The sequence below is a fragment of the Marseilla massiliensis genome (assembly GCF_023336985.1).
GTDB classification, from domain to species: Bacteria; Bacteroidota; Bacteroidia; order Bacteroidales; family Bacteroidaceae; genus Prevotella; species Prevotella intestinigallinarum.
On sequence record NZ_JAMBLP010000026.1, the window covers coordinates 1 to 26,533 of the forward strand.

The following is a 26,533-nucleotide window of genomic DNA, read 5'->3' on the forward strand; positions in this document are numbered from 1 at the left end:
TAGGAGTTAAGGAGTTAGGAAGTAAAGGAGTTAAAACAATAGTTTTTCTTGCTGGATTTATGGACTTATATGAAGTTAAGGGGTGTTATATGGAGTTAGTGGACAATAGCATAGACTGCCTTCCTGCAACGCGTTCCCCATGCCATCAGTACACCCATGTTTCCAAAACCATTGTCTTAACTCCTTTACTTCCTAACTCATTAACTCCTAAAACAATTCCTTGAATAATGCCATTGTCCTCTAACACCATAACTCCCTGTACGCTTAAGCCCCATATGTTTATCGGGTGTCCCGTTGATGCCTGCGTTAGTTGATGCATCAATGATGAGTTTCTTATGTTCAATCGGCAATGGCGTATGGTGGGCATGAGCTTTGCGTTTTGGTTATGTCACTATTTCACGCCACAGCCTGTGATATCCCAGAAACAAAAGTCTGCTACCCCTCATTGGCTTGGCGGCAACCTGCAGGCACTCACAGCCTTTGGCTTGTTATGTGCGTTGGTATTGTGCTGGCAACTTTACGCCTAACCCGCTGTGGCGCAGTGAGTTGCTAATAACCGCTTCACCCTGCCATGAAACCTGCCGTTTGGGCTTGTGAAACCTGCCATATTGCAGTGCTAAACAGGCCGTTTTGCAGGGCGATATGGCATATATGGAAAGTAACGGATGTTGCTGCCGGTTTGTGGTTGCATGCCTGCACGTATAGGCTTGTTGCAAATTTTCATTTTCAGAAAGGCACATCTACAACAATCAATGCATTGCCTCATCATTTAATTCATTTCTTCAAAGTTTCGCCAAACTCCCGTTTTACTTTTGCATCAAAAACGAAAGTAGGCATGAATCGATTCTTATTGTTTTTCACTTTGTCGGTTTTCAGTCTGTATTCAAGCGGACAAGATGGTGCCCATCTTCTATATCGGTATATCGAAACGGCTAAGCGCAACAGTCCGTTGATAAACGATTACCGCAATAGCATAGAGATAGAGCGGGCAGAATAAGAGCGCCTTAAGGCAGTTTACCTGCATTCACAGTTGGAACTGAATGGTGATTACCTGTTTGTTCCTATCATTTCAAAAGATGGAGGACGTACGTCGTTCAAGTTCAACGCACAAGATGCAGCAGACTATTATGGCTATGACCTTGGCGAAAGCAGCGGACATTTGCATGCCGGAGTCACATTGACGCAACCGCTTCTGGGGCGTGCGCCATACAAGACGGCCCGCGAGCAATCACAGATAAACATGGAAACGGCACGTTACAACATTCGTTTGGAGGAGCACCAGTTAGAGCGAATGGTCACAGAACAGTATTTGCTGTGTCTGCTCGACCAGACTCAGGCTGCCTTTGCCGACTCTATCGACATGCTGCTTGAGCGCAAGGCAGAAACAGTAAGGAAGTTGGCAGGCTGCGGAATGGCCAAACAGTCGGACTTGAGGCTCATCGCCATAGAGCAGAGCGCCAATGATGAGCTGCGTTGTTCATATCTGCAGTCGTTTCATGCACACTTGATGGAACTGAACACTATATGCGGCATCAGTGACACAAACGACATCTTGCTTCCAGACATAGACATTGGGCCATGCTTGCCGGCCACAGACGGTGAAAGCCTTTTTACCGAACAGTATGTTCATGACAGCCTTAACGTTGATGCGTCATGGCGTTCTTTCAACCTGAAATACAAGCCACGGCTCGATTTGTTTGTTGACGGCGGTATGCAGGCAGGCGCCTTTTCCGAGTGGTACAGGCATTTCGGCCTTAGCGCTGGGCTTACGCTGTCATGGACCATTGCCGATGGCGGTCAAAAGAAGTGGAAAAAGCGCCAGTCTGAATTGCAGCAGCATACCATCAGTACATACAAGGCGAATGCGGCTAACGAGCGCGATATGAGGTTGAAGCAGAGCCTTGCGGAGCTGGGAATGTTCGAACGGCGCCTGGATGCGATGGCAAAGCGGATTGGAGAGTATGACGGCATACTCTCAGATTACTCGAAAGAGATGGAGGCCGGGCAGGTGTCTGTATTGGATTACATGCAGTTGCTTCATGACCGTATACAGGCTGAAAGAGACAGATTGTTGTTGCAGGCAAACAGGAAATTGGTAATAGTGACATATAATTATTGGAATCATTAAATGACAGAGTCTATATGAAAGCAGATTATCTTCTATTGTGTGTGGCCGTTTGCCTGGTTTCTTGCAGAGACAACGGCGCGGGGACGTCTGCCTCCAAGCCGGCTACACAAGTGAACGTGACATATCCCAGTCTGGGAAACATCAATCAGGAAACAGTGTTGACGGCTGTTACGGCCTACCAGGGCAAGTCGGCCGTTTCTGCCCCGGTGGCGTCGTTTGTGGTCTCGGCCCATGTCAAGCCCGGAGTGAAGGTAAAAGCCGGCGACATCCTTTACCGTCTGGAGAGCAAGGAGCAGCATGCCTTGGGCCATGGCAACCATTATATTTATGTGAAGTCGGCGTGCAACGGCATCGTTCTCGACGTCAATGCCCAGTCAGGCAGTTATGTCACCGAGGGCGAAGTGCTTTGTACGGTTGTTGATGCGCGCAGTATGGTCTTTGAGATAGACGTTCCCTATGAACAGAGACAGTATGTAAAGGAAGGCAGCCATTGTGTGATCGAACTACCCGATGGTACACGTCTCAGCGCCATGGTTAAGTTTCCTTTGGCCACTATGGACGTAGCCTCACAGTCGGAAAAGGTCGTTGCGGTTGCAAAGGCACCGTTGCTGCCCGAGGGGATGAGCGCAAAGGCTATATTTACGTCGCGTAGTGCGACAAGGGCAGTGGCCATTCTTCCAAAGAGTGCCGTTCAGAGCGACGAGACAATGACTGAGTTTTGGATAATGCGACTGGCTGATGACAGCATTGCCGCTAAGGTCATGGTAGTGGTAGGCAATAGCACCCGAGACAGCATCGAGATATTGTCTCCGGCCCTTTCTACTGAAGAAAAAGTGATAAACGAAGGAAGCTATGGTCTGCCAGACAAGGCCAAGGTCGTTGTAATCCAGTAAATACGCACAGACATGGACGCCATAAAAAGAAGGAATTACCATCGCCTTTATGCCAAGCCGATACTTTTTGTAGGCCTGCTACTCTTGTTGTCGGGCATATACAGCTACACACAGATGCAGACGACCCTGTTTCCTGAGGTGCTGTTCCCGCGCATCACCGTCATAGCCGATGCCGGGCAGCAGCCTGTCGACAGGATGCTGATAACGGTAACCAAGCCATTGGAGAGCGCCGTGAAGAAAGTGCAGGGCACCACGGTAGTGAAGAGCAGCACGTCGCGTGGCAGCTGTGTCATCGATGTTTATTTCAAATGGGGGCTTGACATATATGCGCTCAAGACCCAGCTCGAGAGCCGCATCAACGAGGTGAAAGGCTTCCTGCCTGCCGGGACGGTCATATCGACAGAAGCGATGAACCAGTCGCTCTTTCCCGTATACGGGTTTACGCTCGAGAGCAACACCCACAGCCGCATTGCGCTGCGCGATGTCGGCAACCTTGTAGTGAGGCCGATGTTCAGCCAGGTCGACGGCATTAGCAATGTAGTTGTGCGAGGCGGCAAGGCAAAAGAGTTTGTAGTCAAGCCCGATGCCGCCAGGATGTCTATGCTGGGCATAACCCCGGCGCAAGTCAAGTCGGCATTTTCAAAGACAAACTTCGTGCTTGGCAATGGCAATGTGGCCGACTACGGCCGCCTGTACCTGTCGTTGACAGACACACGTATCAACGACTTGGACGATTTGAAAAACACCATCATACGCAATGACGGCAGGCGCATTGTGCGCTTGCGCGACATTGCCGATGTTGAGATACAGGAGCAGCAGGAATTCTTGAAGATAAATGCCGACGGCAACGACGCCGTGCTGGTCGACCTGGTTAAGCAGCCCGGCGTCAACCTTCTCACGTTTGCAAAGGATGTTGAGGCCAAGGCTGACGAGATACGCTCGCAACTTCCCGAAGGCTACGAACTGAAACCATACTACAACCAGAGCGCTTTTGTGGGCAGCAGCATACACAGCGTGCTGCGCACTATTTACGAAGGGCTTTTCCTTGCCTTCGCCGTCATGGTGTTGTTTCTCCGTTCGTGGAGGTCGAGCATGGTTGTCATGCTTACCATTCCCGTCACTGTTGCTTTCAGCATCCAGCTGTGCCACTTGGCCGGGATTACAATCAACGTCATGTCTTTGGGTGCCATGGCCGCATCGGTGGGGCTCATCATCGATGACGCTATAGTAATAATAGAGCAGATTTACCGCGAGCACGAAGAGCGGCCGGGCATCGACCGTTTTACGGCGGTGAGCAGGGCAGTACACGATTTGTTCCCGGCCATGGTCGCATCGTCGCTGGCCACCATCGTCATACATTTCCCGTTCAGGCTCATGAGCGGGCTTGCGGGCAGCTTTTTCAGGGAATTGTCTGACACTATGATGCTCACCATGGCAGCCTCTTTCCTCGTGACATGGCTGCTGCTGCCTGTACTTCACCTTGTGATGGGATATAATGGCAAGCCGGGGGTGGTAGGCATGACAGCCCGGGATATGGAAGCCGACTCAATAAGCAAGGTGCATTTTCTAACCAAACTGTACCGTAAGCCGGTCTTCGCCGCCGTCTTCATGCTGCTATTATGCCTCGGAGGGTGGTACTCTTCAGGCCACTTGGCATCAGGGTTCCTGCCCGACCTGGATGAGGGAACGATAGTGCTCGACTACCATTCGCCGGCCGGCACCGACATAGAAGAGACCGACCGCCTGTGCCGTCAGATGGAGAACATCATTATGAAGCATCCGGATGTAGAGACATATTCACGGCGTACGGCTTTGGGAATGTCGTTCAAGACAAGGCCAACCAACTTTGGCGACTATCTCATACAGCTGAAGAAAGACCGCAAAAAGTCGACACCCGAAGTGATAAGCGACCTCCGGCGCAGCATCTCGCAGGCTGTTCCTCTCATGACCATCGACTTCGGCCAGCGCATAGCCGATTTGCTTGGCGACCTGATGAGCACGCCAAAGCCCATCGAGATAAAGCTGTTCGGTGATGATTATGCCACTCTCCAGAAACTGGCAGCGCATGTAGAGAAGGTCATGCAGACTGTTCCGGGCATTGTAGACATAGACAACGGGCTGGTGCCGGCAGGGGCTTCGCTGGTGTTTATTCCCCATGAAGACCGGCTATCGCAGTTCGGCATTTCCCTTGAAGACTTCCAAGAGCAGCTGACTGCCTATACGGGCGGGATACCGCTCAGCCAGAGTGCCGGCGTGATAGAGCCCAACCCGGCACAGGCCGCTATGACCGGAGGATTGCAGATCGGGTCGATACAGGATGGCGAACAGATGCGGCGCATACTCTTTCGGTTCACCGACTTTGCCGACAACTCGCCGGAACTGTTGCAGAGACAGCCCATCTTCATGCCCGACGGCACCACACGTCCGTTGTCGTTCTTTTGTGATGTCATGGTTAATCCGGGCGAGATAGAGCAACGGCGCGAAGACTTGATGAGCAATATCACGCTGACTGCCAGGCTCGAAAACCGTGACTTGGGGAGCGCTGTCGACGCTCTGCGCCAGGCCTTAGGCCACCAATTGACCCTGCCGTCGGGCTACAGCCTGTCGTTTGGCGGTGCTTACGCCGAGCAGCAGCAGTCGTTCAAGGAACTGGCTACGATACTCTGCCTTGCTACATTGCTCGTTCTTACGGTGCTTATGTTCTTGCTTCGTGAATGGTGGCTGTCTATTGTGGTGCTCGCCATATCGCTGGCAGGCATTTGCGGTTGCCTCTTGGCGCTGTGGTTAACAGGCACTCCTCTCAATGTGAGCAGCTATACGGGCATCATAGTGATAGTGGGCATCTTGGCAGAAAACTCCATTTTCACCGTGTGGCAATACAAAATGAACCTCAGGCGCGGCGGCACTCCCGACGAGGCAGTAGACTATGCCATCGCCCTTCGCATTCGCCCGAAGCTCATGACGGCCATTGGCGCCGTGCTGGCGTTGATGCCGCTGGCTCTCGGATGGGGTGTTGGCGCACAGATGCAGCAACCGTTGGCCGTGGCGGTGATAGGTGGCTTTGTGGCGAGGCTGCCTCTGCTATTGGTGGTGTTGCCTGCGGCGATGCGGCTTATTTACCGCATAGGGCGGAAATGACGGCCATATCTTCAAATTTCCTTCAAAATTCGGCATTACTTTTGTGGCAATAATATAAATTTGCACGGACTAATCAAATAGCGATAACAATCATGTGGAAGTGTTATGCACTGCTTTCTGCGCTGTTTGCGGCATTGACGTCGGTCTTTGCCAAGATGGGTGTTAGGGGCATAAATTCGGATTTAGCCACGGCCATACGTACTTCCGTCGTGCTCATGCTGACCTGGGGCATCGTGTTGTTTGGGCCTCATCTGAGGGAGATAAGGTCGATACCGGGCCATGCGTGGATATTCCTTGTGGTCAGCGGACTGGCCACGGGGCTGTCGTGGCTGTTTTATTTCAAGGCCTTGCAGCTTGGCGACCTTTCCCGTGTGGTTCCGTTGGATAAGCTGAGCGTGGTCATCACCATGGCCATTGCCTTTATTTTCTTTAAAGAGCAGGTAAGTCTTAGGGTCGTTGTTGGCGGTTTGCTAATAGTTGGTGGTAGTATATTGATTTGCATTAAATGAAATTACTGATTATAGAAGACGAGCGGGAGCTGTCGGAAAACATCGTGACATACCTCAGTTCAGAAAACTATGTGTGCGAACAGGCGTTCACTTACGACACCGCAAAGATGAAGGTTAATCTTTATGATTACGATTGTGTGCTGCTCGACTTGATGTTGCGGGCGGCAACGGGCTTGACATTCTGCGCGACAAAAGGAAGAAACGCAATCCCGTGGGGGTGATAATAGTGTCTGCCAAAGACTCGCTCGACGACAAGGTAAAGGGGTTGGAGATTGGTGCCGACGACTATCTGGCTAAGCCTTTCCATCTGCCGGAGTTGTCGATGCGCATTTACGCCATCATCCGCAGGAAAGAGTTTGCGGCCAACAACATATTGCGCAGCAACGGCATCGAGATAAACCTGCCGGCCAAATCGGTCAGTGTGGGTGGCCGTCAGGTTGTGCTGACGCGCATGGAGTATGAGTTGTTGCTGTTCTTCATAGGCAACCGCAACAAGGTGGTGTCGAAAGCGTCTATGGCCGAGCATCTTAGCGGAGACATGGCAGACATGTTTGACAACCACGATTTCGTTTATACGCACATCAAGAACTTAAAGGCCAAACTGGCGGAGGCCGGGGTTAGAGACTGCGTTAAGAACATTTATGGAACCGGGTATAAATGTATTGAGATTTGACACTATGGAGCGTGTGAAGTGCCAGAGCCTTTCGCGGAAAATGCTCGTGCAGTTTGTGGCTTGCATTGCTGTGCTGCTGTTGCTTGCCACACCGCTGTTTTACCTGTTGACAAAGCACTATTATGCTGAAGACATGATAGACATCATAGAGGCGGTAAGGAGCGGTCAGCCCATTCCGGCGCTCGATTTGGAAGAGGACATCATGAAAGGCGTGATGATACAGTTTGCTGTCATAACATTTGTTCTGGTCGTGGCCATGGTGCTCACCGTGCGGTTCATATCGCGCAGGCTGTGGCAACCTTTCGACCGTACGCTGTGCCTTATCGAGGGGTTCAGGCTTGAAAACGGCAGGGTGCCCGACTTTCCAGAGAGCAATGTCACCGAGTTTGTACGCCTTGACAGCACATTGCGAACGCTGATGCACAACAGCCTGGCAAGCTACAACATGCAGAAGGAGTTTACAGAGAATGCCTCACACGAGTTGCAGACGCCGCTTGCTGTATTCCAAAGCAAGCTTGACTTGCTGCTCCAGTCGCCCGACCTCACCAAGCGGCAGGCCGTTCAGATTCAGGGGTTGTACGAAACTGCCAGCCGGCTGGCCCGGATGAACCGCAACCTGTTGCTGCTGGCAAAGATTGACAACCGCCAATACGAGCAGATGGAGGACATTGAGCTTAGCGGCTTCATAGGCGAAATGCTGCCCTCACTCGAGTTTTTGGCGGGCGACATTGCCATTTGCAAAGAGTTTGCGGGGGCGTTTTCGGTCAGGGCCAACCGCACTCTGCTGGAATGCCTTGTAAACAACCTTGTTGTCAACGCAGTGCGCCATAACCGCGATGGCGGCGAGATTTCAATTTCGGTAGGCGGCAACAGGCTCGTCGTGGCCAATACGTCTGACGACCCTCCGCTCGACGGCAGACTGGTTTTCAACCGTTTTTACAGGCCCGGCAACAAGCCCAAGGGCAATGGGCTCGGACTGGCCATAGTCAAGGCCGTTTGCGACTATCATGGCTGGACGGTGGAATATGCTTACAAAGATGGCCTCCACTGTTTCACGGTCGGCTTTTAGCAGTATGCTTGGGCTTTCCCGTTTGCGCCTGCATGCTGCGTTACGCCTGCCATGCCGTCATTGTGCGGCACTTCGACATGAGTGTGTCTGGCAGCGTTGCCGGCAGGGTTTGCGGCGCAGGCTGCCGTCGGCAGGCTGTCTGTTCAGCCCCGACAGCCATCAGATGCCCCAACACATGCGTCTCTGCTTCCGTGCATATTGGTTGCTGGCTTTGTCCAAGGCGCGGCGGGCGGCATAGGGACACCGCGGCGGGCAGGTTGCCGCAGGAAGGGCAGAAGCATTTTGTGACGATGGCAGATATATGGAAGCCAACATTCAGCAAGCTGCCCATTGGTTTAGGTTAAATGGCCTTTCTGGTCGGATATGGCTGTAGCGCATGGTCGTGCCGATACGATTGTTGTGGGCTGTTGTTGCGGGTGTTAAACGATACGGGCCGTTTTGCATTCCGAAAGCTGCCATATTGGAGAATGAAACGGGCCGTATGGACACGCAAAACGGCCCGTTTTGCAATGGCGTCGAAAAGCGGCCTTGGCGGCAGGCGGATGTAGGCACGGCTTGTGGGTGGCGCTGATGCACCGATATGTCAGAATTATAACCGTTTTAACAGCAAAACTTCAAATTTCCAACAAAGTCGGGCCGTAATTTTGCAACCGTAACATTAAATACAGATAATGATTATGGCATTGCAAGAGGAAATTGAATCACAAGTCAATTGGTTGTTTTGCCGTAGGAGCTTCCTGCCACTCGTGGCATTGCCGGCAGGCATAGCGGCTATGCTGTTTGTCATCCACAGTTCTGGAATCCTGTTCTCGTCAGCCGTCCACCATTGGCACGCCTACGAGTGCCTCTGCTTCGGCACAAGCCTGGCCGGACTGTTTGTGCGCGCCTACACCGTAGGCCACACACCCGTGGGCACTTCTGGCAGGAATACGGAAAGACAAGTGGCCGACGGGCTCAACACCATGGATGCATACTCGGTTGTGCGCCATCCGTTGTACTTGGGCAACTGCCTCATGTGGCTTGGCATAGCCATGCTTACGTGCAATGCCGCTTTCGTGGCAGTGTTTGCACTTTGTTATTGGCTCTACTACGAGCGCATCATGTTTGCTGAAGAGCAGTTTTTGCGCAGGAAATTCGGCGTTGCCTACTTGGATTGGGCCGGTCGGACACCGGCATTCCTGCCCGATTTCAGGCATTACCGTGCCTCGGGCATTGCCTTTTCATGGAAAAAAGTGGTCAAGAAAGAGAAAAACGGGGTCTTTGCCCTCTTCCTGCTGTTCACTCTTTTCGACATCATTGTATATTGGCAGGTAGCGTCAGTATCCCTGAACCGGCCTTTATACGTGGCAACGGCAATAAGCGGCATTGCCTATTTTGTATTGAAGAACGTCAAGTCACACACTAAGCTCCTTGATGAGCAGGGCAGGTAAAGATGAAAGCATTGTCTGTTTTGATATGTGGTTGCTGGTTGGCAGCACTGCCGGCCAACGCTTCAGGCGTGACAGGCACCGTTGTGGCGCACGATTCTGGCGAGGCTCTCGGCTATGCCGATGTGGTGTTGTATCGTTCGGCAGACAGTGTGCTTGTTGCAGGAACAGTCAGCGGCACCGACGGGCGCTTTGTGTTCACATCCGTGGCAGCGGGCAATTATTATGTAGAATGCCGTTTCATAGGCTATTCTGTCACCCGTTCGTCTGCATTCCGATTGGGCAGTCAAAATCCGGTAGACTTCGGCACGTTATATATGCATCCGTCTTCCGGCCACCTCGACGGAGTGGTTGTCGAAGGGAGACGGCCTGCCTACGTACAATATCTCGACAAGCGAGTGTTTAACGTGGGCACAGACCTCATGAGCAGTTCGGGCTTGGTGAGCGACCTTATGCGCAACATCCCGTCGGTCACGGTCGACGTTGACGGCAAGGTAAGCCTTCGCGGCAGCGAGAATGTCACCATATTGCTCGACGGCAAGCCTTCAACGCTGATGAGCTCACGCACGCGTGCCGATGTGCTGCGCCAGATGCCGGCGCCCGACATCGAGCGTATCGAGGTGATAACCAATCCGTCGGCGGCCTACAAACCCGACGGAGTAAACGGCATTATCAACATAGTGAGGAAGACACAGGGCAAGGCTGGGCTTAGTGGAGGCATCTCTGCCAATGTCGGGACTGGCGGCCGGAAGAACGCCACGGCGTCGGCCGGCTTTAAGACCGACAGGCTCAACCTGTTTGCGAGCTACGGCATACGTCGCGATTTGTATGAAACCGACATCCACGACAGGCGTATCAGGAATGGCAATGCCATCCCGTATGTAATGCAGCAGACGGCTGCCGTTGCGCATCCGTTGTCGAACATCGTCAGGGCCGGTGCTGATTGGAACATCACACGCAACGACCGGCTGCAGCTGAGCGGAGGCTTCAACAGCCGCGGTTTTGCCCGCCATGACAATATCTATACCACCGAGACGGATGCCAGCAACAATATTGGATACCAGGGCCGGCGTTGCCGCGATGACGACGAGAGCGTGAAGCAGTGGGAAGTGGCTACGGTCTATGCCCATACTTTCGGCCGCGGGCATAAGCTAACGGTTGACTACGGCTATTTTTCGCTTGAGGGCCTGGAAGACAACAGGTATTCCACCTTCTCGACCGACGGCAGCTCAAAAGACAACACGCAGATATGGCAGGCCTATTACCGCCATTTGTTGCGTGTGGGCTACCGGCGCAGGTTGGGAGGCAGGCTGAAACTGAGCCTGGGCTACGAGCTGGATGCGCTGCAGACCGACCTTTTTTATCATGCACAGAGTTTCGACGGCAGCGGCTTTGTTGCCGACCCAAACCGCACAAGCGACTTCACCAACCATGAGACGTGCCATTCGTTTTATGCCACCTTGAAATATGAGCAGGGCAGATGGGGCGTGTTGCTTGGGCTGAGGCCTGAACACATGCAGATAAAGTCGCAGTTGTTCACCCTCGACAGCATTGTCAACAATGCTTACTTCATGGTTTATCCAACGCTGCACACCTCTTATGCGATTGACGGGCACAACGAATTGCGGTTAAGTTACAGCCTGCGGGTAAACCGGCCTGAGGCCGACGACCTCAACCCTTTTCCCGAATACCAGAACCCTTTGACGCTCAAAGCCGGCAATCCGTATCTTGAGCCTGAAAAGGTTCACTCGTTGGAGGCTGCCTACCAATGGAAAAAGGGCGCCACAACCATTCTTGGTGCGGTCTATTATCGTTACGTCACGAACAAGCTCACAACGATAACGCGCTATGTTGACGGCAATGTGCTGATGACAACGAAAGAGAACATGGACAACAGTTCGGCTGCCGGGGCCGAAGTGATGGTTGGTTCGGAAATAGGCAAGTGGCTGACGCTCAATGTAAACGGCAATCTGTTCTACGACCGTATCGACGCCACGCGTCTGGGCTATGCCTCGCACAAGGGTGCCGTGGCTTGGAGTGCGTCGATGAACGCCGCACTCGTGCCTTTCGGAAATGCCTTGTTGCAACTCAACTCACGTGTGTTGTCGACTGCACTGACACCGCAGGGTAGGCGTGAAGGCTCATTTTCGATGGACATTGGCCTTAAGTATGAAATACCAAAGCTGAATATCTCGCTTAATGCCACACTTTCCGATGTGTTTGGAACAAGCCATACTACATATACCATCGACACACCCCAACTGCAGCAGCGCGTTGAGCAACGCAACGGTTCACGCGTGTTTTATTTCGGTGTGGCATGGAATTTTGAACCATTAAAGCACAAAGACAGATGACAGACAGCATGAAACGTTTGGTGATATGCAGCTTGACGGCGTTGGCTATGAATCCGGCAAAAGCCCAGGACGACAGCCTTGCCGACGCCGCGCGCGGCCGGTCGTTTTTCGAGCGGCAGGCCGCCTCGCGTGTGTTCAAGGTTACTTGTGTCGGCGTGCCGTTGGTAGCGGCCGGCCTCGTGGTAAAAAGCGAAGACGACCACTTCCGTAGTCTGCGTAACGATTACCTGCCAAGCTTCAACCGCCACGCCGATGACTATCTTCAATACCTGCCGGCTGCCGTGATGGTTGGCATGAAGCTTGGCGGTGCAGAAGGGCGAAGCTCGTGGGGGCGGATGCTTGCTTCCGATGCCTTTTCGGCTGTAATAATGGGCGGTGTCGTCTATTCGTTGAAGCAGTCGACCCGTGTGATGCGCCCAGACGGGGCAAACGACAACTCTTTCCCGTCGGGACACACTGCCACTGCTTTCATGACGGCCACCATGCTTACCAAAGAATATGGGCACATTTGCCCCTGGATAGGCATCGGGGCCTATTCCGTTGCCACTGCCACAGGGCTTATGCGCATGGCCAACAACAAGCATTGGCTGAGCGATGTGCTTACAGGGGCGGGCATCGGCATCCTTTCCACCGAGGCAGGTTACTATATTGCCGATCTCATTTTTAACGACAAGGGCATCCATTATTATGATATCTCAGACAATTACTCTGTGGATGATGCGCCGACATTTGTGGGCCTTTACCTCGGGTTGAACGCCATGCCAGGAAACTACAGCCTGCCCGGCAATTCATCATTGCAGTTTTCGTCTGGCAGCACGGCGGGCCTTGAGGGGGCGTATTTCTTCAATCCATATATAGGAGTGGGGGGCAGACTGGCTGTTTCCAACAATGCTGTAATTTACAACGGCCATGCTCTCGACGAAACTTTGGATATGTTTCTTGTCCATGCAGGTGCTTATTTTTCCTATCCAATCATGTCGCGGCTCTTGATTGGAAGCAAGGCTCTTGTCGGGATGAGCTTCTGCAACCAGATGAAGACATCTGAATATGCCATCGGAAAGAACTGTGGGGCAGGGCTTGGAATAGGGGTTTCGCTGACGTTCAGGGCAAGGTCAAATCTCGGCATACGTATGTTTGCCGACTACAACCTTTCTTTCAACCGGATATCGCCGGCTAAGTCGACAAGCCATTTGATTGTTATAGGAGGATCAGTTAATGTAATTTTTTGAACACTTTGGCGGCAGTGAGTGTTCTGACTGTATCATACTGGCACACAAATACTTTGATTTTATTGTAAAAATAAGTCGAAATTATACTTGATGATGAAATAAATTGTGTATATTTGCACTAACTATTAAAATATTATTTAATTCATCATTAAGTGTAGGTGATGAGAAAATTTTTACTCAAGAGCCTGTTGACGGCCACCATTTTGGCCACAATGGGCACCTCCTGTACGGAGGATGTTTCATTCGAGGGCGGGTTGCAGCCCGAGCCCAACAGTACGCTAACTATCCGTACCCGTGTAGATGATGGCATCAAGGGTGCTGACGGCGAAGCAAGTAAGGTAAGTTATCCTGTTTACGTCTACGTGTTTGACAGTAGCGGGAAATGTAGCAAACGTGTTCAGGTTGCTGAGGAGGCGGCGTCGCTTTCCATCGATTTGATTGAAGGCAAGTACAGTGTATTTGCCATTGCGGGCGCTGATGCCGGAAATTACAGCCTGCCTTCCGAAGCCGAAGCGCGCCCGGAGTCGGTTGTTAGCCTGACTGGAGAGTCACACGGCGACCTGATGTCGGCAAGCAGTACGGTCAGCCTGGTCGAAGGAGGCGAGAATACGCTGACGCTGACAATGCAGCGCAAGGTGATGAAAATAGAGAGCATAGTAATAAATAATGTGCCTTCCACGGCCACGGGCGTCTCTGTAACAATCGCTCCGCTGTATTCCTCGGTGTGCATCAACGGCACTTATTCGGACAATGGGGCCAGCGAAGTGTTGCCATTGGCCAAAGACGGCAGTACGAAGACGTGGAAGACATCTGCCGGCAGGTATGTCTTGCCACCGTCGGCCGAGAACGCCACCATTTCCGTAAACATCACAGGGAAAGACGGAAAGGTCAAGAGCTATTCTTATACAAGCAGCCAAGAGCTTGTCGCAAATTACAAAATCAACATTGTCGGCACATATACCGAACGCTTGGGAGTCTCGTTGGCTGGTACGATTGTGGGCGCCACGTGGAGTGGGGAGCGCGAGATAAAGTTCGACTTTGACGAACGCGGCAGCACAGGCACTGTCGTTCCGGAAGACCCCGTTGACGATTCTGATGAGAAAGAACCCGATGTCCCGATTGTCCCGACGGGGGCGCCGGAGAAAGGAACGATATATAAAGACAAATATTATGTGTTAGACTCAAAGACGTCGGGCGGCACAACCACGGTTACATTGGTTTCAACAGATGAAGTGGACGGGCTTAACGTTAAGCAAATAGCGCAGGAGGCAGCTGAAGAATTGGTTAATGCGGCCATTGCAAAGATGACTGAAGGTTATGACATATCTGGCTGGCGGATACCGACAAAAGATGAAATGGATGTCATCTATGCTGAATTTGGCACGATAAACAAGGTGCTGTTAAAGGGGAAGTTTGAGTTGTTTGGCACTGGGGAAAACTATTTTGTCAAAGACAATGGCAAGCTTGTGTGTTACGTATTTTCCAGTTCTGGATACACTTCGCCCACCATTGATGGCTCAACTCTGCTTCGGGCCGTAACCACGGTGACATTTAAATGATATAACGAGGCTTGTGGCTTACTGTCACATGATGTGGCCTTATTTACAATGTTGTGCCAACCTGCATGCAAATTCATCGGCATGCAATTTCGGTACGGTTCGAATTTCCCGTGTAGCGCTGCAATAATGTAGTGCTGCACGGGACTTTTTGTGTTTTGTTTCTTGCCTGACGCGGTTGTTTTTTCGACGATGTCTGCCGGCAGTCCATTGCGTACTTCAGGCCACTAACATATAAACAGGGCCTCGTTTGGGCTGGTGTTGCAGGTCGGACACCAACATGTTGGCAGGCCCCACATCCTTTATTCAACATTGTTCCCGGAATTGTCATGCCGCGGTGTTTACCGTTTGCCAGTGGCATGCGTGCAACTAAAAATGACAGGAGTGTGAGTGCAATGAACCCAAATATTTGCCAATATCAGAAAAAAATAGTAATTTTGCTGCCTGAACATTTTAATTCCAATAAAAACAGAAAGCAAATGAAAGCATTCGTTTTCCCCGGTCAGGGGGCGCAGTTTGTTGGCATGGGCAAAGACCTTTATGACAACAATCCATTAGCAAAAGAGCTTTTTGAGAAAGCAGACGAGATTCTTGGCTACAGAATCACAGACATTATGTTTGCTGGTACAGACGAAGAACTGAAGCAGACAAAGGTTACTCAGCCTGCAGTATTCCTTCATAGCGTCATCTCTGCGCTTTGCATGGGTGACGACTTCAGCCCGGCTATGGTGGCCGGCCATTCACTTGGTGAGTTCTCAGCACTTGTTGCAGCCGGCGCTCTCAGCTTCGAGGATGGCCTGAAGTTGGTTTATGCCCGTGCAATGGCTATGCAGAAAGCCTGCGACATGGCTCCTTCGACTATGGCAGCCATCGTTGGCCTGCCCGATGAAAAGGTTGAAGAGGTGTGTGCATCCATAAATAAGCCTGGGCATGTTGTCGTTCCTGCCAATTACAACTGTCCAGGTCAGCTTGTCATTTCTGGCAACGTTGAGGCCATCAACGAGGCTTGCGAGCAGCTTAAGGCAGCCGGAGCAAAGCGTGCTTTGCCCTTGAAGGTTGGTGGTGCGTTCCATTCTCCGCTGATGCAGCCGGCAAAGGATGAGTTGCAGGCAGCTATCGAAGCCACAGATTTCGCAGCTCCAAAGTGCCCCGTTTACCAGAATGTGGATGGAAAGCCCCACACAGACCCGGCCGAAATCAAGGCAAACCTGATAGCACAGCTTACCAGCAGCGTAAGATGGACGGCTTGTGTGCAGAACATGATAGCCGACGGAGCCGACGATTTCACCGAGTGTGGCCCCGGCAAAGCCCTGCAAGGCATGATTGGGCGCATCGACAAGAACGTGGCAGCCCACGGCATTGCCTGATTACCATTGGTTTTGGCCGACGCCTGTTGAAAGGTGTCGGCCATCTTTTTCAGACATTATCGCCTATGAGTAAGAAAGTTATCATTTACCAAGTCTTTACCCGTCTGTTCGGCAATGGCGCCAGTTGTCCGCGCAAGAACGGCACAATTGATGAAAACGGTTGTGGCAAATTCAACGCCATCGGTGCTATGGAGCTTTCCGCCATGCATGAGATGGGCATAAGTCATGTGTGGTATACAGGAGTGATTCACCATGCCACGCAGACCGATTACACCCGGTATGGACTGCCGGCAAACCATCCAGCGGTTGTGAAAGGCAAGGCAGGGTCGCCATACGCCATCACCGATTATTACGATGTCGACCCCGACTTGGCCGAAAGCGTGCCCGACCGCATGGCCGAGTTTGAGGCGTTGGTACGCCGTACACACGATGCCGGGCTCAAAGTCATCATCGATTTTGTGCCAAACCACGTGGCCCGCCAATACCATTCGGTCTGCAAGCCGGCCGGGGTGGCTGATTTGGGTGAAGGCGACGATAGCTCTCTTGGCTTTACTCCTAAGAACAACTTCTACTATTGTCCCGGTTGCAAGTTCTCACCACAGTTCAGCCTCGACGCCGAAGGGTTCGGCCCATACGTAGAGATGCCGGCCAAGGCTACCGGCAACGACCACTTTGACCCGTCGCCCGGAGTGAACGACTGGTATGAGACGGTGAAACTGAATTACGGAGTCGACTATTACGCCGGCCGTGTGGCCCATTTCGATCCTGTACCAGACACATGGCACAAGATGCTGGCAATACTTCTGTATTGGGCGGCCAAAGGAATCGACGGTTTCCGCTGCGACATGGCAGAGATGGTTCCGGCCGGTTTCTGGCATTGGGCGACAAGCCGAGTAAAGCAACAGCATCCCGGAATCGTGTTCATCGGCGAGGTTTACAATCCTGCCGAATACCGCAACTACATCTCGTCCGGCTTCGATTACCTGTATGACAAGGTGGGCATGTACGACACTCTGCGCGGCGTTACGTGCGGATATATGCCCGCATCGTCGATAACAGGGGCTTGGCAGGCCGTCGACGACATCAATGGTCACATGCTGTATTTCCTTGAAAACCATGACGAACAACGCATAGCCAGCGACTATTTCGCCGGAGACGGATGGCGCGGTGTGCCGGCCCTTGTGGTTAGTGCGCTGATGCGCCGCAGTCCGTTCATGCTCTATGCCGGCCAGGAATACGGAGAGCGGGGTATGGACGAAGAAGGGTTCAGCGGGCGCGACGGCCGTACCACCATCTTCGACTATTGGAGTGTCGGGTCTTTGAGCCGTGCGAGCAATGGCACCCTGACCGACAACGAAAAGCAGCTCGCCGCATTTTACGCAAAGGTGTTGGGGATGGCATCGACCGAGAAGGCTGTGACAGAAGGTGAGTTTTTCGATTTGATGTACGTGAATGGGCATTCCGGCCATTTCAATCCCGACAGGCAGTACGCCTTTTTGCGCAAGTCGGCAAACCAGTTGCTGCTTGTTGTTGCCAATTTCAGCGATACAGCAGTAGAGGCAGGCGTGACAATACCTGCCCATGCGTTTGACTTCCTTGGCTTTGGCGAGAAGCGTTGCATGGCCACCGACCTGCTCACCGGCCGCCGGATGTCTGTCTCGCTCGTTCGCGACGGCATCGTGACAATGCCAGTAGGGGCGTGGGGTGCTTGCGTGTTGAAGCTAAACACGTCTGCGCACAAATGATTTTGCATAATATATTTCATGCAATTATTGTTATGTTCGCATAATTTTGAGTACCTTTGCATACGGTAATGCCACCCCAATGCAATGTCGTTGGTGCATTGCTTAGTGTGTGGCACATCTGTAACAAACACAGAAAGCAGTGTCTCGGTCTGCCGCTGGCACTTCGGTGCGAGAGGAAAGTCCGGGCAGCGCAGGGCGCTCCACTTCTGAAAGTAGAAGCTATTGGTGACAGTAGGATACGGCAGAAGAAAACAACCGCCAGCCATCGTCAGGCTGGTAAGGGTGAGAAGGTGGTGTAAGAGACCACCAGCCACCGGGTGATCGGTGGGCTGTGTCGTCTGGAGGCTGCAAGTTCATGTAAACCATCGGCTGAGGGTTGCCCGCCCGATATTTCCCGATGGAGGGTAGAATGCTTGACTTGTGTGGTGACGCACAAGCTAGATAAATGGCAGGCGCCACCGCCATGGAAGTGGCGGTGGAACAGAACCCGGCTTACAGGGGCACTGCTTTCTTTCTATACGAAGTTATTGTCAGGTGAAGGATAAGGTTGCGCGCATAGTCAGGTTCATGCAAGTGGGCATCTGGCGAGTGTCGAGAGACGACACGTCTCCGTTGCGTTTCCTCTTGCTGGAGGTGTTGAAGAAGCTTATGCTGGCCATACGTTTCTTCACTACAAAGCGTGTGGTCAACGAGGCGGCAGCCCTGACATATTCCACATTGCTGGCCATCGTTCCCATATTGGCTGTTGTCTTTGCCATAGCCCGTGGCTTTGGATACAACAAGTATATCGAGATGTGGTTCCGTGATGCGTTCCAGTCGCAGCCGCAGGCCGCCGACATAATAATCGGTTTCGTCAACAGCTACCTCGTACACACCAAGAGCGGCGTGTTCCTGGGCATCGGACTCGTATTCATGCTTTACACGGTATTGATGCTTATCAACAACGTTGAGATGACGTTCAACGAGATATGGCAGGTGAAAAAGCAGCGCAGCATCTTCCGTACGTTCACCGATTACCTGGCCATGCTGTTGCTTTTCCCCATACTTATAGTCGTCACGTCGGGTCTGTCCATATTCATGGCCACGGTTGTCGACCATCTGCCCGACGTCACACTGCTCGATCCCGTCAAGCGTTTCCTCATCGATTTGCTGCCCTACGGGCTCATGTCGGCCATGTTCATAGGTCTTTATGTGTTCATGCCCAACACCCATGTCAAGGTGCGCAACGTCATTGTGCCGGGCATATTGGCCGGCGTTGCCATGCAATGGCTGCAGCTGTTCTATATCAATTCGCAGATATGGGTTTCGAGCTACAATGCAATATACGGTTCGTTTGCAGCCTTGCCGCTCTTCATGCTGTGGGTTCAGATTTCGTGGATAATATGTCTTTTCGGGGCGGAGCTGTGTTACACAAACCAAAATCTGGAGTATTATGATTACAATACCAACACGGCCGACATCAGCCACAGATACCGCATATTGCTCTGCGCTATGATAATGAGCTGCATCTGCAAGCGTTTTGACAAAGGCGGCAAGCCATACAATGCTTTCGAGTTGCGCGAAGAGACCAACATACCCATACGCATTGTAAACGATTTGCTGTACAAGCTGATAGAGGCCCACCTGGTGATAGGCATCTCGTCGGACGAGAAAGGCGAGCAGACACGCTACATGCCGGCGATGAACATAGAGAAATTGAGCCTGGGCGTGATGATTGACAGCCTGGAAGCCCAGGGCAAATGGAAAATAGACCTTGCCATAGGTAAGCATTACGGCAAGCTCTGGGGCAAGGCAATGGAGATGCGCCGCAAGTATTTACACGAATCGCGGGCCATCCTTCTCAAAGACTTATGACGCTATTCATTATTAAAACTATAAGAATATGATTATTGATTTCAGCAAGATTCAGGAGGAGGCGCTCTTCAATTTCAAGGGCGGCGAGGGTGAATTGGATACCCGCAATTTCATAGATTCCAAGAACAAGGTAATGATGAGCCGCCTTAAGCCGGGTGCATCGAGCGGTTACCATACTCATGAGCAGAACAGCGAGATTGTCTATATCATAAGCGGCAAGGGCCATTTCCGCTATGATGACGGTGTTGAGTCATTCGGCCCGGGCAGTGTGCATTATTGCCCTATGGGGCATTCGCATGCCATGTTCAACGATGGCGACGCCGACGTGGTGTATTTTGCCATAGTGCCCGAGCATCATTGACAGCGTAATCTTGCCTCGACATTGGGCTGTGGCTTCACCGAAATGGTGGTGCCGGCTGTCGGAACATGGCCAAGCCATGGTGCGGCTTTTGTGCTTGCACCGTGGCTTGGCTTTGCGTTTTTATCCCAAGCATGTTGTTATGGCCCGGCTATTTCGGTCTGTGGCGGGGCCGGTTGGCCCAAGCCGTTGTCCAAGGCATGGCTGTAGATGCCAAGGCAAAGCCTCACGCAAGTTGGTGGCACGGGTATGGAAACGCTTTGAAATCACATTGAAAATAATGTCGTTACAGGCATTTGTCGTCTGGTTACCGATAGGGTGGTGCCAAACAAAGGCATTGCCTGGATGTGGGGTCGCGGCAATTTGCCGTCGGCGACAGCATCCTGGCAGGTCTAGGTAGCGTTGTAATGCAGTATTGGAATGTCGAAGTCATAATGTAGCTGCCCCAAGTAGGTAGTGGCGGTTAAAGCCGTTTCAAGCCTCCAAACAATGCAAGGCCTCCTTGTGGCCGACGTAGCCCGGTGCCCTCGCAATGTCCGTCATTGTCGCGGGGTTGCGTTTATAGACAGTTGTGTGCATCTGCTCTTTCGCTTGTGGGTCTTTGTTTGTGTTGTGATATTTCCGCTTATCATCTTCCAACTGCATTGTGCGGCAATGGCCAGAGTGTCAGACGGTTGCGTACTACCCCCGTTCCGGCTTGCAGCAAAGGCCGTATCGTGCGGCCAGACTGGTCGTTTTGGAATGCCAAACGGGCCGAGTCGTGGCGCCGAATGGCAGTAAGGGCGGCACGGTATGCTCGCAAGTAAAGATATTTCAGCATGGTGCTGCCGGTAGGTTTGCCCTGGGCAAAAGCGCAACCTCAAACAATCCATCGGCCGACAGACGTTTTGGCAGCCATACGTATCATCCACCCAATGAGCCGCCAACAGTTAATCCCCCGCCGCCATACAGCCTAAAGGGGCCTTATGGGGGCGGGGGATTGCCGCATGGTGATAAGAAATGCAGTGTGCCTTTGGTTCTGTCGGGGTGTCACTCAGACATGAGGAAGCTCTTGAATCCGCAGAAGTCTTTGCCCAACTGCACACTTTGCTTTTCGCCCTTCATAAATTCAGCCAGTCTGGCCGGGATGCCTATCTTTTGGCCAATGGCATTTTCAACCGTCTCTTTGAATTTTGCCGGGTGGGCAGTCTCCAGGAACACCCCGTTCTCATCGTCGGCCAGACCCTCGCTGAGGGCTCTGAATGCGCATGCCCCGTGCGGGTCGAGAACGTAACCGAATGAGTCGTGGCAAGCCTTCATGGTCTCGCGTATGCTGTCGTCCGAATAGGTGGCCCCGCTGATGACAGCCTTTATGGCTGCGTGGTCGTGGCCATACAGTTCCAGTATGCGTGCAAAGTTGCTTGGGTCGCCCACGTCCATGGCATTGGCAATGGTCTGAATGCTTGGCTTGGGGGCGTAGTTGCCAGTCTGCAGATATTGGTAGAACACGTCGTTGGCGTTGTTGGCGGCAATGAACCGCTTGATGGGCAATCCCATTTCCCGTGCAAACAGCCCGGCCGTGATGTTGCCGAAGTTGCCGCTTGGCACGCATACCACAAGGTTGTCGGCCTTTCCGAGTTCCTTCATCCGCGCATAGGCGTTGAAGTAGTAGAACGCCTGCGGCAGAAACCGCGCCACGTTTATTGAGTTGGCAGATGTCAGTTTCATGTGCCTGTTGAGCTCCGTGTCCATGAAAGCGCTTTTCACCAGCGCCTGACAGTCGTCGAAAACGCCGTCTACCTCGATGGCCGTAATGTTGTGGCCAAGGGTGGTAAACTGGCTTTCCTGAATCTTGCTGACCTTGCCTTTGGGGTAAAGCACATAGACATGTATGCCCTCAACGCCCAGGAAACCGTTGGCTACGGCCGAACCGGTGTCTCCGCTCGTGGCTACAAGCACGTTGACCGTTTCGCCGTTGTCGGCCTTTGAGAAATGGCGCAGCAGGCGGGCCATGAACCGTGCGCCCACGTCCTTGAAGGCCAGGGTTGGCCCGTGGAACAGTTCGAGGCTGTAGATGCTGTCCGTCACCGGCACTACGGGGCAGTCGAACGCAAGCGTGTCTCTTACTATCCGGTGCAGTTCGCCCTGTTCAATGTCGTCGCCGAAGAATGCGTCGGCCACGGTGCAGGCAATGTCGGCAAACGTCATCTGTGCCATGTTGGTGAAAAACTCTTCGGGCAACGGCACTATGCGCTCGGGCATATACAGTCCGCGGTCGCCGGCCAGTCCGTTGACTACAGCTTCAGCGAGCGAAGCCGTGGGTGCCTTATGGTTTGTGCTGTAATATCTCATTTGTTTGTCGGTTTTATCTTTGTGTTCAGTTGCTTGTTCTGTCGGTGCCGTCGTGGCGGTTTGCACGTCAGGGCTTACTCAATGGCCATGAACGTTTTCATGAACTCGTCGAGGCGCAGCAGTCCGTAGGCCCCGTTTACACAGCTCAGTTCGCTGTATGTTTCCACGGTGTCGGGGCTTATTCCGTGGTGGTAGATGATGAACGGCACCGGTTCGTCTACATGAGTGCGAATTTCTACCGGGGTGGGGTGGTCGGGCAGTATGGCCATGCACACCGGCTCTTGCCATGCCTTCGTCTCGTTGTATATGGGTTCCACGATGCGGTGGTCAAGGTATTCTATCGTCTTCAGTTTCAGTTCGAGGTCGCCGTCGTGGCCTGCTTCGTCGCTGGCTTCGAGGTGAAGGAAAACGAAATCGTCGGTCTTCAGGGCGTCGATGGCAGCACGGGCTTTGCCTTCATAGTTGGTGTTGGCAAGCCCCGTTGCACCGTCAACGCAGATGTTTCGCAGCCCGGCATAGTGGCCTATGCCCCTTATCAGGTCGACAGCCGATATGACAGAGCCTTTGCCCACGTTTGGAAACATTTCGCAAAGAGGTTTCATCGAAGGCCTGTATCCGGGGCTCCACGGCCATATAGAGTTGGCCCTGTCGGCCCTGCCCTTGTTGAAAGGATGGCTTTCGAGCAGTTCTTGCGATTCCAATATCAGCTTGTTTATCAGTTCGGCGGTTGCCTTGGCCGTCAGCCGGCCGTCAGCGGCGGCCGCAGCGGCCGCAGCGTCAGCCCCGTCGGTGTCGTAGCCCTTTTCCGGCCTCACCATCAATTGGCGCCACTGCTCGTCGGGATGGTCGTGAGGCGGTGCGCATTCTATGTGCTTGTTGCCACCGCGGATGATGAGCAAGTGGCGGTATTGTGTGCCGGTGATAAACTTTATGCGGTCGTTGCCCAGTCGGCTGTCGAGATATTTTATCAGCGTGTCGCCTTGCTCGGTGGTCAGATGGCCCCCGTGGTGGTTTTTTATGCGTCCGTCGGCAAGCGTGATGATGTTGCATCTCATGGCCATGTCGCCGGGTTGCATTTCATACCCAATGCTTGCGGCTTCGAGTGGGCCGCGCCCCTCGTACACCTTGTTAAGGTCGTAGCCCAGTATGGCTGAGTTTGCCACTTCGCTGCCCGGCGCAAACCCTGTGGGTATTGTCATCAGTCTGCCGGTGCGCCCCTTTCTTGCGAGCATGTCCATATACGGCGTGTCGACGTATTGCAACGGCGTTTGGCCGCCCAGCCTTTCAACCGGGTGGTCGGCCATACCGTCTCCAAGTATTATGATATGCTTCATTTCTTTGTCCTGTTTGTTTTTGTTGTGTTGTCGGTTGGTTTTTGTTTGTCAGATGTTTGCTATCGACATGATGTTGGCAAACACTCCGGCAGCGGTAACCCCGGCGCCGGCACCGTAGCCTTGGATGAGCATGGGGTATTCTCGGTAGCGCTCGGTTGTGAGCATTATTATGTTGTTCGAGCCTTCGAGGTTGTAGAACGGATGGTCGCTGCCCACAGTCTCCAGCGACACGCTTGTGCGTCCGCGGTCCATCTTGGCCACAAACCGCCATCGCTTGTTGTCGGTCTCGATGGCCTTGCGCCTGCTTTCAAACCCGGCGTCGAGCGAAGGCAGGTTGCGCCAGAAGTCGTCTATGCTGCCTTTGAAAAACTCGTCGGGCACGAACAGATGCTTCTCAACGTCTTCCTGCTCAACCTTGTAGCCTGCCTCGCGGGCCAGGATGACGAGCTTTCGAACCACGTCCTTGCCGCTGAGGTCTATGCGCGGGTCGGGCTCGCTGTAGCCCTGTTCCTTGGCCCTGCGCACGGTTTCTGAAAACGGAACGTCGGCAGATATCTCGTTGAATATGAAGTTGAGCGTTCCGCTCAGCACTGCTTCAATCTTCAGTATTTTGTCGCCCGACGACCGCAGGTCGTTTATTGTGCCAATGATGGGCAGTCCGGCGCCTACATTTGTTTCAAAGAGAAACTTCACCCCACGCCTCAAGGCCGTTTCTTTCAGCCTCAAGTAACTGTCATAGTCGCTCGACGCTGCCACTTTGTTGGCTGCCACCACCGACACGTTGTGCTCGAGAAGCGCCTGGTAAAGCCCGGCCACCTCGCCGCTGGCAGTGCAGTCTACAAATACGCTGTTGAATATGTTCATGCCGATGATGCCATTGCGCAGGTGGTCGACATTGCTCGGCTCTGCTTTCTCGAGTTGCTCGCGGTAAGAAGAGAGGTCTATGCCGTCGCGCGAGAACATTGCCCTCTTGCTGTTGGATATTCCAACGACATTGAGCTTCAGCCTCCGCGTGCGTTTCAGTTCTTCGTATTGAGAGCGAATCTGCTCGATGAGGTTGCCGCCCACAGTGCCTATGCCGCAGATGAACAAGTTCAGCACATTGTATTCGCTGAGGAAGAAAGAGTCGTGGATGACATTGAGCGACTTGCGGAGGAAGCGCGAGTCGACCACGAAAGAGATGTTGGTCTCCGACGCGCCCTGGGCGCAGGCAATGACACTGATGCCGCTCCGGCCCAGTGTGCCGAACAACTTGCCGGCTATGCCTGGCGTGTGCTTCATGTTTTCACCCACGATGGCAATTGTTGCAAGGCCGCTTTCGGCATGCATTGGGAACATGGCTCCGGTCTGTATCTCTTTGGCGAACTCCCTGTTGAGCACGTTTACGGCTTCGTCGGCGTCTTCGTCACGCACACCGATTGACGTAGAGTTTTCCGAAGAGGCCTGTGAGACCATGAATACTGATATCCCGTTGTCGGCCAGGGCTGTGAATATGCGCCTGTTGACGCCGATCACTCCAACCATCGACAGGCCGGTTACGGTGATCAGCGTGGTGCCGTTGATGCTTGATATGCCCTTGATTGGCTTTTTGTCGTTGTCGACGGTGGCCTTGATGACAGTGCCCTGCGCATCGGGATTGAACGTGTTCTTGACCATTATCGGTATGTTTTTCACGCATACCGGGTATATCGTAGGCGGGTAGATTACTTTCGCGCCGAAGTTGCACAGCTCCATAGCCTCGATGTAACTCAGCTCATTGATGGTGTAGGCGGTGTGTATCACCCTGGGGTCAGCGGTCATGAACCCGTCGACATCGGTCCATATCTCAAGCACTTCGGCATTAAGGGAGGCGGCAATGATGGCTGCCGTGTAGTCGCTTCCGCCGCGGCCGAGGTTGGTTGTCTCGCCCGAGCATTCGTCGGAACTGATGAATCCAGGCACCAGCGAGACCTTCGGAATTTCGGCAAAGGTCTCTCGCACCAGCCTTTGGGTGAGCTCGCTGTCGAGCACATGCTTGCCGTGCTTCTGCGTGGTCTTTATGAATTCGCGGGAGTCATACCATCTGGAGCCGTCAATGAGCGTGGCCACTATTTGTGAACTGAGGCGCTCGCCATAGCTGACAATGGCCGCCTTGGTCTTTTCGCTGAGGTCACGTATGAGGTAAACGCCATAATATATTGAACGAAGTTGCTCAAGAAGGCCGTCTATGATGGCGAGCAGACGGTCGTGCTTATCCTTGTCTGCAATGATGGCGTCTATCATGTTGTGGTGGCGTTGCGCCATGGCTTCAATCTCGTCTACGTAACCCTCGTTGCCGTTGACAGCCATCTTCGAGGTTTCTATCAGCTTGTCGGTGATGCCGCCAAGCGCACTTACCACTACTATCACGTCGTCGTTCTCAGCTTCGACAATGCGTTTCAGGCTGAGTATGCTTTCTTCGGAACCTACGGATGTTCCGCCGAATTTCATTACTTTCATCTTCTTGTTGCTTGTTTTTGTTCTGTAATCTCCCTCAGCAAACGGGACTCTGTTTTCTCCTTTTATAATAATCTGTGCAAAATTAGCAAT

At 52.8% G+C, this 26,533-nt stretch carries 18 protein-coding genes, 1 other RNA gene and 1 pseudogene; 17 read left to right on the plus strand and 3 right to left on the minus strand.

Features of this window, described 5'->3' with window-relative positions:
* The 17 genes and pseudogenes from M3089_RS13505 to M3089_RS13585 all read left to right on the plus strand — a co-directional run.
* A partial coding sequence (locus M3089_RS13505; protein ID WP_249084635.1) for a hypothetical protein occupies positions 1-224 on the plus strand: 224 nt, incomplete at its 5' end.
* A gap of 347 nt (positions 225-571) precedes the next feature.
* Positions 572-997 carry a hypothetical protein gene (locus M3089_RS13510; RefSeq protein ID WP_249084637.1) on the plus strand — a complete coding sequence of 142 codons (426 nt, stop codon included), beginning with the start codon at positions 572-574 and terminating at the stop codon, positions 995-997.
* 33 nt (positions 998-1,030) lie between these two features.
* On the plus strand, positions 1,031-2,128 hold the full coding sequence (locus tag M3089_RS13515) for a TolC family protein (RefSeq protein ID WP_249084639.1): 1,098 nt from the start codon (positions 1,031-1,033) through the stop codon (positions 2,126-2,128).
* A gap of 14 nt (positions 2,129-2,142) precedes the next feature.
* On the plus strand, positions 2,143-3,021 hold the full coding sequence (locus M3089_RS13520; protein ID WP_249084641.1) for an efflux RND transporter periplasmic adaptor subunit: 879 nt from the start codon (positions 2,143-2,145) through the stop codon (positions 3,019-3,021).
* A 12-nt stretch (positions 3,022-3,033) separates the two neighbouring features.
* Positions 3,034-6,159 carry an efflux RND transporter permease subunit gene (locus tag M3089_RS13525; protein ID WP_249084643.1) on the plus strand — a complete coding sequence of 1,042 codons (3,126 nt, stop codon included), beginning with the start codon at positions 3,034-3,036 and terminating at the stop codon, positions 6,157-6,159.
* Between the two features lie 92 nt (positions 6,160-6,251).
* Entirely contained in the window at positions 6,252-6,668 is a 417-nt protein-coding gene (locus tag M3089_RS13530; RefSeq protein ID WP_249084645.1) for an EamA family transporter, read from the plus strand.
* Positions 6,665-7,341 (plus strand): annotated as a pseudogene (locus M3089_RS13535) (response regulator transcription factor). The gene M3089_RS13530 and the pseudogene M3089_RS13535 overlap by 4 nt, the downstream one beginning before the upstream one ends.
* Positions 7,310-8,410 carry a sensor histidine kinase gene (locus M3089_RS13540; protein ID WP_249084646.1) on the plus strand — a complete coding sequence of 367 codons (1,101 nt, stop codon included), beginning with the start codon at positions 7,310-7,312 and terminating at the stop codon, positions 8,408-8,410. The pseudogene M3089_RS13535 and the gene M3089_RS13540 overlap by 32 nt, the downstream one beginning before the upstream one ends.
* A 671-nt stretch (positions 8,411-9,081) precedes the next feature.
* Positions 9,082-9,840: a methyltransferase family protein gene (locus M3089_RS13545; protein ID WP_249084648.1), complete on the plus strand. Its 759-nt coding sequence runs from the start codon at positions 9,082-9,084 to the stop codon at positions 9,838-9,840.
* Positions 9,841-9,908: 68 nt separating this feature from the next.
* Complete coding sequence (locus M3089_RS13550; protein WP_249084650.1) at positions 9,909-12,191, plus strand: TonB-dependent receptor domain-containing protein; 2,283 nt, start codon at positions 9,909-9,911, stop codon at positions 12,189-12,191.
* Between the two features lie 47 nt (positions 12,192-12,238).
* Complete coding sequence (locus M3089_RS13555; RefSeq protein WP_249084652.1) at positions 12,239-13,420, plus strand: phosphatase PAP2 family protein; 1,182 nt, start codon at positions 12,239-12,241, stop codon at positions 13,418-13,420.
* Positions 13,421-13,581: 161 nt separating this feature from the next.
* On the plus strand, positions 13,582-14,979 hold the full coding sequence (locus M3089_RS13560; protein ID WP_249084654.1) for a FimB/Mfa2 family fimbrial subunit: 1,398 nt from the start codon (positions 13,582-13,584) through the stop codon (positions 14,977-14,979).
* Between the two features lie 476 nt (positions 14,980-15,455).
* Positions 15,456-16,343 carry an ACP S-malonyltransferase gene (fabD, locus tag M3089_RS13565; RefSeq protein ID WP_249084657.1) on the plus strand — a complete coding sequence of 296 codons (888 nt, stop codon included), beginning with the start codon at positions 15,456-15,458 and terminating at the stop codon, positions 16,341-16,343.
* Positions 16,344-16,408: 65 nt separating this feature from the next.
* Entirely contained in the window at positions 16,409-18,088 is a 1,680-nt protein-coding gene (locus M3089_RS13570) for an alpha-amylase family glycosyl hydrolase (RefSeq protein WP_249084659.1), read from the plus strand.
* A gap of 136 nt (positions 18,089-18,224) precedes the next feature.
* Positions 18,225-18,599, plus strand: an RNA gene (gene rnpB, locus M3089_RS13575) — RNase P RNA component class A.
* Between the two features lie 23 nt (positions 18,600-18,622).
* Positions 18,623-19,942, plus strand: a complete 1,320-nt coding sequence (locus M3089_RS13580; protein ID WP_249084661.1) for a YihY/virulence factor BrkB family protein — start codon at positions 18,623-18,625, stop codon at positions 19,940-19,942.
* Between the two features lie 28 nt (positions 19,943-19,970).
* Positions 19,971-20,303 carry a cupin domain-containing protein gene (locus M3089_RS13585; protein WP_205109736.1) on the plus strand — a complete coding sequence of 111 codons (333 nt, stop codon included), beginning with the start codon at positions 19,971-19,973 and terminating at the stop codon, positions 20,301-20,303.
* A 1,026-nt stretch (positions 20,304-21,329) separates the two neighbouring features.
* Here the strand turns inward: M3089_RS13585 and thrC are convergent.
* The 3 genes from thrC to thrA all read right to left on the minus strand — a co-directional run bounded on the left by thrC (position 21,330) and on the right by thrA (position 26,443).
* Positions 21,330-22,631, minus strand: a complete 1,302-nt coding sequence (gene thrC, locus M3089_RS13590; protein ID WP_249084663.1) for a threonine synthase — start codon at positions 22,629-22,631, stop codon at positions 21,330-21,332.
* Between the two features lie 74 nt (positions 22,632-22,705).
* The gene (locus M3089_RS13595; RefSeq protein WP_249084664.1) at positions 22,706-23,965 is read right to left on the minus strand and encodes a cofactor-independent phosphoglycerate mutase; all 1,260 of its coding nucleotides are present in this window, start codon (positions 23,963-23,965) and stop codon (positions 22,706-22,708) included.
* Between the two features lie 48 nt (positions 23,966-24,013).
* Entirely contained in the window at positions 24,014-26,443 is a 2,430-nt protein-coding gene (gene thrA, locus M3089_RS13600) for a bifunctional aspartate kinase/homoserine dehydrogenase I (protein WP_249084666.1), read from the minus strand.
* Positions 26,444-26,533 lie beyond the last annotated feature (90 nt).

Excerpts from the sequence above, each read along its gene's own strand:
- M3089_RS13530 (WP_249084645.1), top strand. The coding sequence starts at position 6,252 with ATGTGGAAGTGTTATGCACTGCTTTCTGCGCTGTTTGCGGCATTGACG.
- M3089_RS13525 (WP_249084643.1), top strand. The coding sequence starts at position 3,034 with ATGGACGCCATAAAAAGAAGGAATTACCATCGCCTTTATGCCAAGCCG.
- M3089_RS13555 (WP_249084652.1), top strand. The coding sequence starts at position 12,239 with ATGAATCCGGCAAAAGCCCAGGACGACAGCCTTGCCGACGCCGCGCGC.
- thrA (WP_249084666.1), bottom strand. The coding sequence starts at position 26,443 with ATGAAAGTAATGAAATTCGGCGGAACATCCGTAGGTTCCGAAGAAAGC.
- M3089_RS13585 (WP_205109736.1), top strand. The coding sequence starts at position 19,971 with ATGATTATTGATTTCAGCAAGATTCAGGAGGAGGCGCTCTTCAATTTC.
- thrC (WP_249084663.1), bottom strand. The coding sequence starts at position 22,631 with ATGAGATATTACAGCACAAACCATAAGGCACCCACGGCTTCGCTCGCT.
- M3089_RS13520 (WP_249084641.1), top strand. The coding sequence starts at position 2,143 with ATGAAAGCAGATTATCTTCTATTGTGTGTGGCCGTTTGCCTGGTTTCT.
- M3089_RS13510 (WP_249084637.1), top strand. The coding sequence starts at position 572 with ATGAAACCTGCCGTTTGGGCTTGTGAAACCTGCCATATTGCAGTGCTA.
- M3089_RS13560 (WP_249084654.1), top strand. The coding sequence starts at position 13,582 with ATGAGAAAATTTTTACTCAAGAGCCTGTTGACGGCCACCATTTTGGCC.
- M3089_RS13545 (WP_249084648.1), top strand. The coding sequence starts at position 9,082 with ATGATTATGGCATTGCAAGAGGAAATTGAATCACAAGTCAATTGGTTG.
- M3089_RS13540 (WP_249084646.1), top strand. The coding sequence starts at position 7,310 with ATGGAACCGGGTATAAATGTATTGAGATTTGACACTATGGAGCGTGTG.
- M3089_RS13570 (WP_249084659.1), top strand. The coding sequence starts at position 16,409 with ATGAGTAAGAAAGTTATCATTTACCAAGTCTTTACCCGTCTGTTCGGC.
- fabD (WP_249084657.1), top strand. The coding sequence starts at position 15,456 with ATGAAAGCATTCGTTTTCCCCGGTCAGGGGGCGCAGTTTGTTGGCATG.
- M3089_RS13595 (WP_249084664.1), bottom strand. The coding sequence starts at position 23,965 with ATGAAGCATATCATAATACTTGGAGACGGTATGGCCGACCACCCGGTT.